This window comes from Pseudomonas sp. FG-3G, from assembly GCF_901007645.1.
Classification (GTDB): Bacteria; Pseudomonadota; Gammaproteobacteria; order Pseudomonadales; family Pseudomonadaceae; genus Aquipseudomonas; species Aquipseudomonas rhizophila.
Genome location: NZ_CAAKGZ010000032.1, coordinates 22,705 through 37,722, shown reverse-complemented (window position 1 = coordinate 37,722; position 15,018 = coordinate 22,705). Strand labels below are relative to the sequence as shown.

The 15,018-nt window shown below is 59.6% G+C and carries 14 protein-coding genes; 13 read left to right on the top strand and 1 reads right to left on the bottom strand.

Going from position 1 to position 15,018, the window contains the following annotated elements:
- Positions 1-154: 154 nt before the first annotated feature.
- From ffh to PSEUDOMOFG3G_RS21440, 11 genes are all read left to right on the top strand, one after another.
- Positions 155-1,531: a signal recognition particle protein gene (gene ffh / locus PSEUDOMOFG3G_RS21490; RefSeq protein WP_047227501.1), complete on the top strand. Its 1,377-nt coding sequence runs from the start codon at positions 155-157 to the stop codon at positions 1,529-1,531.
- Between the two features lie 251 nt (positions 1,532-1,782).
- Entirely contained in the window at positions 1,783-2,034 is a 252-nt protein-coding gene (rpsP, locus tag PSEUDOMOFG3G_RS21485) for a 30S ribosomal protein S16 (RefSeq protein ID WP_003198088.1), read from the top strand.
- A 5-nt stretch (positions 2,035-2,039) separates the two neighbouring features.
- Positions 2,040-2,576 (top strand): ribosome maturation factor RimM, encoded by a 537-nt coding sequence (gene rimM / locus PSEUDOMOFG3G_RS21480; protein WP_047227502.1) that lies wholly within the window; start codon positions 2,040-2,042, stop codon positions 2,574-2,576.
- Positions 2,558-3,367, top strand: a complete 810-nt coding sequence (gene trmD, locus PSEUDOMOFG3G_RS21475) for a tRNA (guanosine(37)-N1)-methyltransferase TrmD (RefSeq protein ID WP_171061421.1) — start codon at positions 2,558-2,560, stop codon at positions 3,365-3,367. The genes rimM and trmD overlap by 19 nt, the downstream gene beginning before the upstream one ends.
- Positions 3,368-3,376: 9 nt before the next feature.
- Positions 3,377-3,727, top strand: a complete 351-nt coding sequence (gene rplS, locus PSEUDOMOFG3G_RS21470; RefSeq protein WP_003175895.1) for a 50S ribosomal protein L19 — start codon at positions 3,377-3,379, stop codon at positions 3,725-3,727.
- 131 nt (positions 3,728-3,858) lie between these two features.
- Positions 3,859-4,755, top strand: coding sequence for a site-specific tyrosine recombinase XerD (xerD, locus tag PSEUDOMOFG3G_RS21465; RefSeq protein ID WP_047227504.1), 897 nt, complete (start codon positions 3,859-3,861; stop codon positions 4,753-4,755).
- 321 nt (positions 4,756-5,076) lie between these two features.
- Positions 5,077-5,808 (top strand): bifunctional protein-disulfide isomerase/oxidoreductase DsbC, encoded by a 732-nt coding sequence (gene dsbC / locus PSEUDOMOFG3G_RS21460; protein WP_092402674.1) that lies wholly within the window; start codon positions 5,077-5,079, stop codon positions 5,806-5,808.
- 132 nt (positions 5,809-5,940) lie between these two features.
- The gene (locus PSEUDOMOFG3G_RS21455; RefSeq protein ID WP_047227506.1) at positions 5,941-7,245 is read left to right on the top strand and encodes a homoserine dehydrogenase; all 1,305 of its coding nucleotides are present in this window, start codon (positions 5,941-5,943) and stop codon (positions 7,243-7,245) included.
- Between the two features lie 146 nt (positions 7,246-7,391).
- On the top strand, positions 7,392-8,801 hold the full coding sequence (thrC, locus tag PSEUDOMOFG3G_RS21450; RefSeq protein WP_047227507.1) for a threonine synthase: 1,410 nt from the start codon (positions 7,392-7,394) through the stop codon (positions 8,799-8,801).
- A gap of 120 nt (positions 8,802-8,921) precedes the next feature.
- The gene (locus tag PSEUDOMOFG3G_RS21445; RefSeq protein WP_139051085.1) at positions 8,922-10,292 is read left to right on the top strand and encodes a transporter substrate-binding domain-containing protein; all 1,371 of its coding nucleotides are present in this window, start codon (positions 8,922-8,924) and stop codon (positions 10,290-10,292) included.
- A gap of 185 nt (positions 10,293-10,477) precedes the next feature.
- Positions 10,478-10,765 carry a DUF3509 domain-containing protein gene (locus PSEUDOMOFG3G_RS21440; protein ID WP_047227509.1) on the top strand — a complete coding sequence of 96 codons (288 nt, stop codon included), beginning with the start codon at positions 10,478-10,480 and terminating at the stop codon, positions 10,763-10,765.
- 332 nt (positions 10,766-11,097) lie between these two features.
- Here PSEUDOMOFG3G_RS21440 and PSEUDOMOFG3G_RS21435 read toward each other — a convergent pair whose 3' ends face one another.
- Positions 11,098-12,297: a CaiB/BaiF CoA-transferase family protein gene (locus PSEUDOMOFG3G_RS21435; protein WP_139051084.1), complete on the bottom strand. Its 1,200-nt coding sequence runs from the start codon at positions 12,295-12,297 to the stop codon at positions 11,098-11,100.
- 146 nt (positions 12,298-12,443) lie between these two features.
- On the opposite strand from PSEUDOMOFG3G_RS21435, the gene PSEUDOMOFG3G_RS21430 reads away from it, so the two are divergent.
- Complete coding sequence (locus PSEUDOMOFG3G_RS21430; protein WP_047227511.1) at positions 12,444-12,986, top strand: YaeQ family protein; 543 nt, start codon at positions 12,444-12,446, stop codon at positions 12,984-12,986.
- Between the two features lie 171 nt (positions 12,987-13,157).
- Entirely contained in the window at positions 13,158-14,867 is a 1,710-nt protein-coding gene (gene recJ, locus PSEUDOMOFG3G_RS21425; protein WP_047227512.1) for a single-stranded-DNA-specific exonuclease RecJ, read from the top strand.
- Positions 14,868-15,018 lie beyond the last annotated feature (151 nt).

The following is a 15,018-nucleotide window of genomic DNA, read 5'->3' as shown; positions in this document are numbered from 1 at the left end:
GCACGAAAGACCAGCGCAACTGACGGCGAGGTGTGCGCCGGGCGCAGTCTTCGCTATAATCCGCGACCTGCCCACGCCGCAGGCTCGCCGAGCACATTTTTTACGGTCTGGGCCGCCATTATCCCGGTCTTATCTGGGCCTGAAAGGATCGCGCATGTTTGAAAACCTAACCGACCGTCTCTCGCAGACGCTGCGCCATGTCACCGGCAAGGCGAAGCTGACCGAGGACAATATCAAAGACACCCTGCGCGAAGTGCGCATGGCGTTGCTCGAAGCCGACGTCGCCCTGCCGGTGGTCAAGGACTTCGTCAATTCGGTCAAGGAACGCGCCGTCGGCGCCGAGGTGTCGCGCAGCCTGACGCCGGGCCAGGCGTTCGTGAAGATCGTCCAGGCCGAACTCGAAAGCCTGATGGGCGCCGCCAACGAAGACCTGAACCTGAGCGCCGTGCCGCCAGCGGTGGTGCTGATGGCCGGCCTGCAGGGCGCGGGCAAGACCACCACGGCCGGCAAGCTGGCGCGCTTCCTTAAAGAGCGCAAGAAGAAGTCGGTGATGGTGGTGTCCGCGGACATCTATCGCCCGGCGGCGATCAAACAGCTCGAAACCCTGGCCAACGACATCGGCGTGACGTTCTTCCCGTCCGACCTGAGCCAGAAGCCGGTGGACATCGCCCAGGCGGCTATTAAAGAAGCAAAACTGAAATTCATCGACGTGGTCATCGTCGATACCGCCGGTCGCCTGCACATCGACGAAGAGATGATGGGCGAGATCAAGGCGTTGCATGCCGCGATCAACCCGGTGGAAACCCTGTTCGTGGTCGATGCCATGACCGGCCAGGACGCGGCCAACACCGCCAAGGCGTTCGGTGATGCGCTGCCGCTGACCGGCGTGATCCTGACCAAGGTCGACGGTGATGCCCGTGGCGGTGCCGCGCTGTCGGTCCGTGCCATCACTGGCAAGCCGATCAAGTTCATCGGTATGGGCGAGAAGAGCGAAGCGCTCGAGCCGTTCCATCCCGAGCGTATTGCCTCGCGGATCCTCGGCATGGGCGACGTGCTCAGCCTGATCGAGCAGGCCGAGCAGACCCTCGACAAGGACAAGGCCGACAAACTGGCCAAGAAGCTGAAGAAGGGCAAGGGCTTCGACCTCGAAGACTTCCGCGATCAGCTGCAACAAATGAAGAACATGGGCGGCCTCGGCGGCCTCATGGATAAACTGCCGAGCATCGGGGGCGTGAACCTGGCGCAGATGGGCAATGCCCAGGGCGCGGCTGAAAAGCAGTTCAAGCAGATGGAAGCCATCATCAACTCCATGACCCCGGCCGAGCGCCGCGACCCTGAGCTGATCAGCGGTTCGCGCAAACGCCGCATCGCTATGGGGTCCGGTACCCAGGTGCAGGACATCGGTCGCTTGATCAAGCAGCACAAGCAGATGCAGAAGATGATGAAGAAATTCTCCGCCAAGGGCGGGATGGCCAAGATGATGCGCGGCATGGGCGGTATGTTGCCCGGCGGCGGCATGCCGAAAATGTAAAGAATCTGCGCCGGCTGTCATGCCGGCGTTGCCCCGCACGGATGCGGGGATCTCCAGCAAACCCGTGCTGCACGGGAGCTGACCTGCCGTTTTTCATGACGGCTCTATGGCAAATCTTGATCGCATGGCGCCAGGCGCCGGAAAAAGACATTTGCAAAAGTCCGGATATTCCTTAGAATATGCGGCCTTTCGGGCACCTATGCCCGCTGTGCATTTAGATTTGCAGCACCGACTACAGGAACGATGTTCACATGCTAACAATCCGTCTTGCCCTTGGCGGCTCCAAAAAGCGCCCGTTTTACCACCTGACCGTAACCGACAGCCGCAACCCGCGTGACGGTTCCCACAAGGAGCAGGTTGGTTTCTTCAACCCTGTTGCCCGTGGTCAGGAAGTTCGTCTGTCCGTGAACCAAGAGCGCGTAGCCTACTGGCTGAGCGTTGGTGCACAACCTTCTGAGCGTGTTGCTCAGTTGTTGAAGGAATCGGCTAAGGCTGCGGCCTGAGCAATATGAACGCGACGCCAAAAGATGCTGATGATTTGATCGTTGTCGGCAAAATCTATTCTGTTCATGGCGTTCGCGGCGAAGTGAAGGTGTATTCCTTTACTGATCCGATCAAAAACCTGTTGGACTACAAAACCTGGACGCTCAAGCGCGAAGGTAGCGTGAAACAGGTTGAGCTGGTCAGCGGACGTGGGAACGACAAGTTCCTGGTCGCAAAGCTCAAGGATCTCGATGATCGTGAAGAAGCGCGTCTTCTGGCCGGTTTTGAGATCTGCGTGCCACGCAACCTGTTCCCTGAACTGACCGACGGCGAGTACTACTGGTACCAGCTGGTGGGTCTGAAGGTCATCGACCACCTCGGGCAATTGCTCGGGAAAATCGATCACCTGCTCGAGACCGGTTCGAACGATGTCATGGTGGTCAAGCCTTGCGTCGGCAGCCTGGATGATCGCGAACGCCTGTTGCCCTATACCGAGCAATGCGTGTTGGCCGTCGACCTTGCAGCAGGCGAGATGAAGGTGGAATGGGATGCGGATTTCTAAACGTGGCTAATTTGCGCGTTGAAGTCATCACGTTGTTTCCCGAGATGTTTTCCGCCATCAGCGAGTACGGCATAACCAGCCGCGCGGTGAAACAGGAGCTGTTGCAGCTTACCTGTTGGAATCCGCGGGACTACACCACGGATCGGCATCACACTGTGGACGATCGCCCGTTTGGCGGTGGTCCGGGCATGGTGATGAAGATCAAGCCCCTGGAAGACGCTCTGGTTCAGGCCAGAACCGCAGCCGGGGAGGGCGCGAAGGTGATTTACCTGTCGCCCCAAGGCCGTCAGCTGACTCAGTCGGCGGTACGCGAGCTGGCAAATTCGGATGCATTGATCCTGATTGCCGGCCGTTATGAAGGCATTGACGAGCGTTTTATTGAAGCTCATGTCGATGAAGAGTGGTCGATTGGCGACTATGTACTGTCTGGCGGCGAGCTGCCGGCGATGGTCCTGATCGATGCGGTTACACGACTGCTGCCTGGAGCTTTAGGGCATGCAGATTCCGCCGAGGAAGATTCCTTTACGGATGGTCTGCTGGATTGCCCGCACTACACCCGACCGGAGGTGTATGCGGATCAGCGTGTTCCCGACGTGTTGCTAAGTGGCAACCACGCGCACATCCGGCGTTGGCGTTTACAGCAGTCCCTTGGTCGGACCTATGAACGACGCGCCGATCTTCTGGAAAGCCGCTCGCTTTCTGGAGAAGAGAAGAAGCTGCTCGAGGAATATATCCGCGAGCGGGACGATAGTTCACAACGTATCGATGGTAAGTCCGACGACTTGCCTTAGGAGCACAGCATGACTAACAAAATCATTCTTGCACTCGAAGCAGAGCAGATGACCAAAGAAATCCCTACCTTTGCCCCGGGCGACACCATTGTCGTTCAGGTGAAAGTGAAGGAAGGCGACCGTTCGCGTCTGCAAGCGTTCGAAGGCGTTGTTATCGCCAAGCGTAACCGCGGCGTAAACAGTGCATTCACCGTTCGTAAAATCTCCAACGGTGTTGGCGTAGAGCGTACTTTCCAGACCTACAGCCCGCAAATCGACAGCATGGCTGTCAAGCGTCGCGGTGACGTACGTAAAGCCAAGCTGTACTACCTGCGTGACCTGTCCGGTAAAGCAGCTCGCATCAAGGAAAAACTGGCTTAAGTCCAGCTTCCGATGCAAAAAAAGCAGCCTGCGGGCTGCTTTTTTGTTGCCTGCGATTTGGTCTTTGAGCACCCTGCATCTCATCATTTCCATTTCGATGCCGCGTACGCACGCATCCCTCATGAGTTTTTATGCCAGCCATTGATCACCCGCTGATAGACCAGTTTCTCGACGCCCTGTGGCTGGAGAAGGGGCTGTCCGACAACACCCGCGATGCCTATCGCAGCGACTTGGCGCTGTTCAATGGCTGGTTGCAGGAACAAGGCCTGGAGCTGGCCAATGCCGGGCGAGAGTTGATCCTCGATCACCTGGCGTGGCGTCTGGAGCAGAACTACAAGCCGCGCTCGACCGCACGTTTTCTCTCGGGTTTGCGTGGGTTTTATCGTTATTTACTGCGGGAAAAGCTGATTGCGGTGGATCCGACCTTGCGCGTGGAGATGCCGCAGCTGGGGCGACCGTTACCCAAGTCCCTGTCTGAAGCTGATGTAGAGGCGCTGCTGGCGGCGCCGGATCTCAGCGAGGCCATCGGTCAGCGCGACCGGGCCATGCTGGAGGTTTTGTACGCGTGCGGCCTGCGGGTCACCGAGCTGATCAGTCTCACGCTGGAGCAGGTCAACCTGCGTCAAGGCGTGCTGCGGGTGATGGGCAAAGGCAGCAAGGAGCGTCTGGTGCCGATGGGCGAAGAGGCAATCGTCTGGGTCGAGCGCTACATGCGCGATGCGCGTCATGAACTGCTGGGCGGGCGTCCCAGTGACGTGCTGTTTCCCAGCCTGCGCGGCGAGCAGATGACTCGCCAGACCTTCTGGCACCGCATCAAGCACCAGGCCAAGGTGGCTGGGATCGGCAAGTCACTGTCCCCACACACCTTGCGCCATGCCTTCGCCACGCACCTGCTCAACCACGGCGCCGACTTGCGTGTGGTGCAGATGCTGCTGGGCCACAGCGACCTGTCCACCACTCAGATCTACACCCACGTCGCTCGGGCGCGGTTGCAGGATCTGCACGCCAAGCATCACCCCCGAGGCTGAATGAAGATCCCTGGATTGATGAGTACCCGATAGCCCATGTGGGAGCGAGCCTGCTCGCGATGACGGTGGCGCATTCAAAATCAATGCAAGCTCACCCACCGCTATCGCGAGCAGGCTCGCTCCCACAGGGAGTTGTGGTGAGCGCCAGATAGGTGAACCCACGCCAGCACACAGAAAAAAGGCATCCATATGCCTTGTATCACCGGCATTCGGCCATGCGGGCCTTATGTGGTAGGCTTTGCCGGTTTGCACAGTGGGCGGTTGGAACCCGAATCTGCCGGTCGGCGTTCCCCGTCCCATTTGTCCGTCTCAGGAGCTCCCATGCGTTTGATCCAGATGTTCACCGCCGCCGCCATTGCGTTGGCCAGTACTGTTGCCATCGCCGACGACGCGGCCGACAAGGCTATCCGCAAGAGCCTGGAAAACCTTCAGATGGAGGTGCCGATCGAAACCATCACCGCCAGCCCCATGTCCGGCCTGTATGAAGTCAAGCTCCAGGGCAGCCGCGTGCTCTACGCCAGCGCCGACGGTCAGTACATCGTCCAGGGCAACCTGTTCGAGCTCAAGGGTGGCAAGCCGGTCAACCTCACCGAGAAGACCGAGCGCCAGGGCATTTCCAAGCTGATCAACGGCATTCCTGTTGCCGAAACCGTGGTTTACCCGGCGGTCGGCGAAACCAAGTCCCACATCACCGTTTTCACCGACACCACCTGCCCGTATTGCCACAAGCTGCACGCCGAAGTGCCGGAGCTGAACAAGCGCGGCATCGAAGTGCGCTATGTGGCGTTTCCGCGCCAGGGCCTGGGTTCACCGGGTGATGAGCAGTTGCAGGCGGTCTGGTGCTCCAAGGACAAAAAAGCGGCCATGGACAAGATGGTCGATGGCAAGGAAATCAAGGCCGCCAAGTGCGAAAACCCGGTTTCCAAGCAGTTCGCCCTCGGTCAGTCCATCGGTGTGAACGGTACGCCGGCCATCGTTTTGGCGGACGGCCAGGTGATTCCGGGCTACCAGCCGGCGCCACAAGTCGCCAAACTGGCCCTTGGTGCCAAATGATCATGGGCAGTGCGTTTGTGAAGATCACGGCTCGGCGAAAACCTTCGTCGGGCCGTTAAACACAAAGTCGCGTTGCTGCGCGGCTGTATTTCACGGCCGACCTTGCGTCGGCCGTTTCATGGGGAGTCAAGAGTGAATCCGGTCAAAGTAGGCATCTGTGGGTTAGGTACCGTCGGTGGCGGCACCTTCAACGTACTTCAGCGCAACGCCGAGGAAATTGCTCGTCGTGCCGGGCGTGGAATCGAAGTGGCACAAATTGCCATGCGCACGCCAAAGCCTCAGTTCCAGACGACCGGTATTGCGATTACCAACGATGTCTTCGAAGTGGCCACGAACCCTGAGATCGACATCGTCATAGAGCTGATGGGCGGCTATACCGTTGCCCGCGAGCTGGTACTCAAGGCCATCGAGAATGGCAAGCATGTGGTCACCGCGAACAAGGCGCTTATCGCTGTTCACGGTAATGAGATTTTCGCCAAGGCGCGGGAAAAGGGCGTGATCGTTGCGTTTGAAGCCGCCGTGGCCGGTGGCATTCCGGTGATCAAGGCGATTCGTGAAGGCCTTTCGGCCAACCGCATCAACTGGGTCGCCGGGATCATCAACGGCACCGGGAACTTCATTCTCACCGAGATGCGCGAAAAGGGTCGCACCTTCGAAGACGTGCTCGCCGAGGCCCAGGCCCTGGGTTACGCAGAAGCCGATCCGACCTTTGACGTGGAAGGCATCGACGCGGCGCACAAGCTGACGATCCTGGCGTCCATCGCCTTTGGTATTCCGCTGCAATTCGACAAGGCCTACACCGAAGGCATCACCAAGCTGACCACCGCTGACGTGAACTACGCTGAAGCCTTGGGCTACCGCATCAAGCACCTGGGCGTAGCCCGTAGCACGGCCAGTGGCATTGAGCTGCGCGTGCACCCGACCTTGATCCCGGCCGATCGCCTGATCGCCAACGTCAACGGCGTGATGAACGCTGTGATGGTCAACGGCGACGCCGCGGGCTCCACGCTGTTCTACGGTGCTGGCGCCGGCATGGAACCGACCGCTTCCTCGGTGGTGGCCGACCTGGTGGATGTGGTGCGTGCGATGACCTCCGACCCGGAGAACCGTGTGCCGCACCTGGCTTTCCAGCCGGACTCGCTGTCGGATCATCCGATTCTTCCGATCGAAGCATGCGAAAGTGCCTACTACCTGCGTATCCAGGCCAAGGACCACCCAGGGGTACTGGCTCAGGTGGCGAGCATCCTTTCGGAGCGCGGCATCAACATCGAGTCGATCATGCAGAAGGAAGTCGAGGAACACGATGGCCTGGTGCCGATGATCCTGCTGACCCACCGAGTGGTCGAGCAGCGCATCAACGACGCGATCACCGCGTTGGAGGCTCTCCAGGGCGTCGTCGGGCCGGTGGTCCGTATCCGCGTCGAGCATTTGAATTGAAGCAGCTACAAGCTCCAAGCTAAAAGCTGCAAGTTAAATCAATACAGCTGCAAGCCATGAGCTGCAAGCTACAAATAAAAGCCCGGCTGCTTTTAACTTGTAGCTTGCAGCTTGACGCTCGAAGCTCAAACCAAAGGTTTGCCCCCATGCGCTATATCAGCACCCGCGGCCAGGCACCGGCCCTGAATTTCGAAGATGTCCTGCTGGCCGGCCTGGCCACGGACGGCGGCCTCTATGTGCCGGAAAACCTGCCGCGTTTCACTCAGGAAGAGATCGCCTCCTGGGCCGGCTTGCCGTATCACGAGCTGGCCTTCCGGGTCATGCGCCCGTTTGTCACCGGCAGCATCCCGGACGCCGACTTCAAGAAAATCCTGGAAGAGACCTATGGCGTCTTTTCCCACAACGCCATCGCGCCGTTGCGTCAGCTCAACGGTAACGAATGGGTGATGGAGCTGTTCCACGGCCCGACCCTGGCTTTCAAGGACTTCGCCCTGCAATTGCTCGGTCGTCTGCTGGACTACGTGCTGCAAAAGCGTGGCGAGCGTGTCGTGATTGTCGGTGCCACTTCCGGCGATACCGGTTCGGCCGCCATCGAAGGCTGCAAGCATTGCGAGAACGTCGACATTTTCATCCTGCACCCGCACAACCGTGTCTCGGAAGTGCAGCGTCGGCAGATGACGACGATTTTCGGCGATAACATCCATAACATCGCCATCGAAGGCAACTTCGATGACTGCCAGGAAATGGTCAAGGCCAGTTTTGCCGACCAGAGCTTCCTCAAAGGTACGCGGCTGGTCGCAGTGAACTCGATCAACTGGGCGCGGATCATGGCCCAGATCGTTTATTACTTCCACGCGGCCCTGCAACTGGGCGGCCCGGCCCGTTCGGTATCGTTCTCGGTGCCTACGGGTAACTTCGGCGATATCTTTGCCGGTTATCTGGCGCGCAACATGGGGCTGCCGATCAACCAGTTGATCGTCGCCACCAACCGCAACGACATCCTGCACCGCTTCATGAGCGGCAACCAGTACGTCAAGGAAACCCTGCACGCTACGCTGTCGCCGTCCATGGACATCATGGTGTCGTCGAACTTCGAGCGCTTGCTGTTCGACCTGCACGGTCGCAATGGCGCGGCAATTGCCGGCCTGATGGACAGCTTCCGGCAGGGCGGTGGTTTCAGCGTCGAGCCTGAGCGCTGGACCGAAGCGCGCAAGCTGTTTGACTCCCTGGCGGTGGATGATGCGCAAACCTGCGAGACCATTGCCGAGGTGTTCGAGCAGAGCGGTGAATTGCTCGATCCACATACGGCCATCGGTGTGAGAGCCGCTCGTGAGTGCCGTCGCAGTCTGGACATTCCGATGGTGATCCTGGGCACTGCTCATCCGGTCAAGTTTCCGGAAGCGGTGGAGAAGGCCGGTGTAGGAAAAGCGCTCGAACTACCCGCACATCTTTCTGATTTGTTTGAGCGAGATGAGCGTTGCACCGTGTTGCCCAATGACTTGAAAGCCGTGCAGGCCTTTGTCAGTCAGCATGGCAACCGCGGCAAGCCTCTCTGAGCGCTGAAACCTGTCACATTTTGAAGCCCGTCTCCTGACGGGCTTTCTTGTTTCTGCATGCCAAACTGATCGGGTTTTCGCCCTTGGAGGGACGGGCGAGTAATCTCGAAGGATATGCAGATGTTGTTTTTTATCAGACGCAAACCAGCCCTGGGCTGGATGATGGGCCTGGTCCTGGTGTATTGGGCACTGGGGGTGGACGCCGCACAGTTGGCGACCTACGAAACGCCACCGTTCGGCCCCGGCGAACGGTTGGTGCTGGATCCGCAGGAATTGAAATGGATCGAGCAAAACCCGCAGGTCATCGTGGCCTCGATGCAGTTTCCGTTGTACCTGTTCAAGAATGAGCATGGGCAGTGGAACGGCCTGAACAACGACATTCTCCAGCGTATTGCGCGCATGACAGGCCTTGAGTTTGTGCATCGGGAGTCGTTCTCCCCTGAACAATTGCTGGCGATGCTGGAAAACGCAGAGGCCGACATGACGACCACGCTGGCGATGAACGACGAACGCAGGGATTTTCTGAGCTTCAGCCACGCCTTTGGCGGTTCCGGCTGGGTATTCGTCGGGCGCGACGGGGAGTCCGTCCCCGATTCGCTGGAGCAGCTCAATGGCAAGATCCTGGCATTGCCGGCACGGCATGCATTGGAGGCGCAGATCCGGCGCGACTACCCTGCCATCGAGTTGCGCACGGTCAAGACTTACGGGGAAGCGAGGGCCCTGGTGGAGAGCCGGGAGGCCCACGCCACCATTGAAAACGAAACCGGGGTGCACCTTTATCCGGCGGGACAATTGCGCGTAGGAAGAAGTCTGGAGGGCAAGTGGGAACCGGACTATCTGGCCGTGCGTCAGGATCTGCTTCCATTACTGAGTATTTTGAACAAGGCGCTGGAAGCTTTTCCGGCCGAAGAAATGCGGGCGCTGCGTTCCAAATGGATGGCCGGTATCGCCCCTGGCCAGGCGCCATCGGTCTGGTTGCGGATTTCCCGCTGGGGTTATTGGTGTGTGACGGTGGTCGTGTTGTTCGCTCTGCTGTCCCTGCTCTGGAACCGCCGCCTGCAGATACAAATCGACCAGCGCCTCAAGGCCGAGGCTGTCCTCAATGATCAGTTGATGCTCCAGAGGGCCTTGATGGATGCCATTCCCGATCCGATCTTCATTCGTGACCTGGAAGGGCGCCTGATCATGTGCAACAAGAGTTACGAAGAGCAGTTCGCGACGCGCTTTGAAAAGTTGCGGGGGACCCGGCTGACGGATTCCGCGGTGTTCCCGCCGGCGACTGCCGAGCTGCTGCATGGAGAGGTCATGGAGCAACTGCGAACCGGCCAGTCCCGGTTCGTCGATCGTCAACTGATGTTCAGGAGTGGATTACGCAAAATCTATCATTGGTCGGTGCCTTTTTATGGGGCCGATGGGCAGTTGCGCGGTTTGCTGGGAGGCTGGATCGATGTCGGGCGCCGGTGGAACCGCGCTGAGCCATTGCTGGCTTGATGCAGGCTGCTCGTGAGGAAATTTCTTCAAGCGGTAGCTGTTGTTTGCCTGTCATATTGGACGCGCATGCTCGGTTGAACGACGTCGAGGTGTACCGGCTCGGTATGCGAACGAACTTTCTGCTGCGGCCCACGGTCATTTACTGTGAATACGCAGTTGTTTTCGGACTATTGAAGGGTGAGCGAATGGAAAGTATCAGCCTATTGCTGGGTGAGGCTTTGAGCCCGTATCAGGTGACGCTGACTCCCTCTGGCGCCAGGGGCGAGTGTCTGGTAACGCTGAAGAATGCCTCCGGGGCCATCATGGTCGAACGTATGTTCAACCAAGCGCAATTGACCGACAGACGCCAACTGACGGACGTGGTCGATGGCCTGCACCGCGACGTGCTGATTGCCGAGGGCCGACTTGAGCCCTGTGTGATCGCGGCGCTGCGTAATCTGGCACGTGACAAGGTGATGGCTCTCCCGAATTGAACACTATTTCGTGGGAACCTTCCTACGTCCTGATGAGTCAGACCCTTTACCAGCAAGATCAAGCATTGTGCTCCGGTGCTTGTCGCTTGTTGTACGGACCTGAATGGTCACGTTTAACCCCGAGTTGTCTCCCCACTTCTCGGGGTTTCTTTTTGCCCGGCGTTTAAGGTTTTAGCGTGCTCTGGCGCTGAGCGATGCCGAACCCTTGTGGGAGCGAGCCTGCTCGCGATTGCGGAGTGTCAGTCAATATCAAGTCGACTGAACCGACGCTATCGCGAGCAGGCTCGCTCCCACAGTTGATCTTCAGTGGCCACAGACTTTCGTTCACCGCATCAAATGGCGCCGTCGATGCGCAGTTGGGCGATCTGCTGTGCATCATAGCCAAGCTCGCCTAGCACTTGGGCATTGTGCTCACCCAGCGTCGGTCCCACCCATTCAGAGGTGCCCGGGGTGTCGGAGAGTTTCGGGACGATGCCCGGCATCTTGAACGCCTTGCCGTCCGGCAGCTTGGCCTGGAGAAACATTTCCCGGGCCAGGAACTGCGGATCGCTGAACATATCTTCGGCACTGAAAATCCGACTGGCCGGCACTCCCGCCTGGTTCAAATGCTCGATAACGGTATCGAGCGGGAGTGAATTGACCCAGCGATCAATGACCCCGTACAGCTCATCGCGGCGGCTGTCGCGCCCGTCATTGCTGGCCAGTTGGGGGTCATTGGCCAGATCCTCACGACCGATGACCTGCATGAAGCGCTTGAAGATCGCGTCGCCGTTGGCGCCAATCTGCACGTGCTTGCCATCGGCACTGGTGTGGATCGACGACGGGGTGATGCCGGGCATGATGTTGCCGGTGCGCTCACGGATGAAACCGAACACATCGAACTCCGGCACCATGCTTTCCATCATGGCGAAAATCGCCTCGTACAGCGCCACATCCACCACTTGCCCGGTTCCGCCGTTGACCTCGCGATGACGCAGCGCCATCAGTGCGCCAATCACGCCCCAGAGGGCGGCAATCGAATCGCCGATGGATATGCCGGTGCGCACCGGTGGCCGGTCTTCGAACCCGGTGATGTAACGCAGGCCGCCCATGGACTCGCCCACTGCGCCAAACCCGGGCTGATCTTTCATCGGACCGGTCTGACCGAAGCCCGAGAGCCGCACCATGACCAGTTTCGGGTTCAGCGCATGTAGGACTTCCCAACCCAGGCCGAGCTTTTCCAACACGCCGGGGCGAAAATTCTCGATCAGGATGTCGGCTTCGCCGATCAGCTTTTTCAGAATCGCCAGACCTTCGGGGTGCTTGAGGTTCAGGGTCAGGGATTTCTTGTTCCGCGCCTGGACGAACCACCACAAGGACGTGCCTTCATACAGCTTGCGCCATTTACGTAACGGGTCGCCGCCATCGGGCGATTCGACCTTGATCACCTCGGCACCGAATTCACCGCAGATCCGCGAGGCAAAAGGTCCGGCGATCAAGGTGCCGAGTTCGATGACTTTGACGCCCGCAAGGGGTTTGGCAGTAAGCGACATGACGGATCCTGTAGAACAAAGGCAGAACGAAAGAGCGTTTTATCATAGGCCGGCGTCAGTCGCCGCAGGTTGATGGTCGGCAATTCGTGGAATGCCCGCCTCATCGGTTAGACTTGCCGCCTTTCCTCGTATCAAGAAGCCCGTTCATGGCCCAGCCGTCCACGACCTATAAGTTTGAACTGAACCTCACCGACCTCGACCGCAGTGTGTACGAGAACGTGAAGCAGACCATCGCCCGTCATCCTTCGGAAACCGAAGAACGCATGACCGTGCGCCTGTTGGCCTACGCTTTCTGGTACAACGAGCTGCTGGCATTTGGCCGAGGTCTGTCGGATGTCGATGAACCTGCGCTGTGGGAAAAAAGCCTGGATGACCGTGTGCTGCACTGGATCGAAGTGGGCCAGCCCGACGCCGACCGCCTGACCTGGTGCTCGCGCCGCACCGAACGCACCAGCCTGCTGGCCTACGGCAGCCTGCGAGTCTGGGAAGGCAAGGTGATCCCGGCGGTAAAGAACCTCAAGAACGTCAACATCGCCGCCGTGCCCCAGGAAGTGCTGGAGACGCTCGCTAAGGACATGCCCCGCGTGATCAAGTGGGATGTGATGATCAGCGAGGGGACGATTTTCGTGACCGATGATCGCGGCCAGCATGAAGTCCAATTGCAATGGTTGCTGGGTGAGCGCGGCTGAGCCATTGACCCGGTATTGAGTGAGCCATTGTGGGAGCGGGCTTGCTCGCGAAGGCGGCAGATCAGTTTGCATTGATGTTGAATGTGCCGCCGCTTTCGCGAGCAAGCCCGCTCCCACCCAAGCTTTCCTTGCCACTACCTTCACGATTTCCAGAGAAAACTTTGTCACCCCATGCGCATAGAACCCCGCCAGCTACCCGACACCCTGCCATTCCTCGGTGACCTGCCGCCCCTGTTGACGCGCCTGTATGCGGCCCGTGGCGTGCAGTCCGAGGCTGAACTGGACAAGAGCCTGGCGCGCTTGATTCCTTATCAGCAACTCAAGGGTATCGACGCGGCCGTGGATCTGTTGGTGGTGGCGCTGGAGCAGCGCCAGCGCATCCTGATCGTCGGCGACTTCGATGCCGACGGGGCGACAGCCAGCACGGTGGGCATGTTGGGCCTGCGTTTGCTCGGTGCGGCCCATGTCGATTATCTGGTACCCAATCGCTTCGAGTATGGCTACGGACTGACCCCGGAAATTGTCGAGGTCGCCCTGACCCGTGAGCCGCAGTTGCTGATCACCGTGGACAACGGCATTTCCAGCGTCGAAGGTGTGGCAGCGGCGAAAGCGGCGGGGCTCAAGGTGCTGGTTACCGACCACCATTTGCCGGGCCTCGAACTGCCGGCGGCGGATGCCATCGTCAACCCGAACCAGCCGGGCTGTGAGTTCCCGAGCAAGGCATTGGCCGGTGTCGGTGTGATCTTTTATGTGCTGATGGCCTTGCGGGCGCGTCTGCGCAGCCTGGGCCGGTACGCCAGCAGCCCCCAGCCAAACATCGGCGAACTGCTGGATCTGGTGGCACTGGGCAGCGTGGCGGATGTGGTGCCTCTGGACGCCAACAACCGGATCCTGGTGCATCAGGGCCTGGAACGCATTCGTGCAGGGCGCGCCCGACCCGGCATCAAGGCGATCCTGGAAGTGGCCAGGCGCGATCATTCTCGTATCACTTCCACGGACCTCGGGTTTATCCTCGGCCCGCGCCTGAACGCAGCCGGGCGTCTGGACGACATGAGCCTGGGCATCGAATGCCTGCTCACTGACGATCCGGCCTTGGCGCGGGAGATGGCGGCGCAACTGGACGGCATGAACCAGGATCGCAAATCCATCGAACAGGGCATGCAGCGTGAAGCGCTGGCCCAGCTCAAGGACTTGCCGGTGGAGTCCATGCCGTTCGGTTTATGTCTGTTCGATCCTCAGTGGCACCAGGGCGTTATCGGGATCCTCGCCTCGCGGATGAAGGAGCGGTATTTCCGCCCAACCATTGCTTTTGCCGATGCCGGAGACGGCCTGCTCAAGGGCTCGGGGCGTTCGGTGCCGGGTTTTCATATTCGTGATGCCCTGAGTGTGGTGGCGGCGCAACATCCAACGCTGATCAGCAAGTATGGCGGCCACGCCATGGCCGCGGGCCTGACGTTGGCGCAAGAGAATTTTCCACTGTTCGCCGAGGCGTTCGACGCTGAAGTGCGCCGCCAATTGCGCGAAGAAGACCTGACCGGGCGCCTGTTGTCGGACGGCACCCTGGCGGTGGAAGAGTTTCACCTGGAGCTGGCTCGGGCGCTGCGTCACGCCGGGCCTTGGGGGCAGCATTTCCCGGAGCCGATGTTTCACGGTGTGTTCCAGTTGGTCGAACAGCGCGTGGTGGGCGAACGGCACCTCAAGGTCGTCCTCAAGAGCGAATGCGGCTCGGTGAAACTCGACGGTATCGCCTTCGGCATCGACCGCGATATCTGGCCAAACCCCACCGTGCGCTGGGTGGAACTGGCCTACAAACTCGACCTCAACGAGTTTCGCGGCCAGGAAACGGTGCAGTTGATGATTGCCCATATCGAACCGCGGTAGACACGCCGCCATCTTGCGTTCGTACTCTGTGGCGAGGGAGCTTGCTCCCGCTGGACGCGCCAGCGTCCCCTTGCGATGTGATGGCTGCAATGCCGGGGCTGCTTCGCAGCCCAGCGGGAGCAAGCTCCCTCGCCACAGGGGTACACCATTG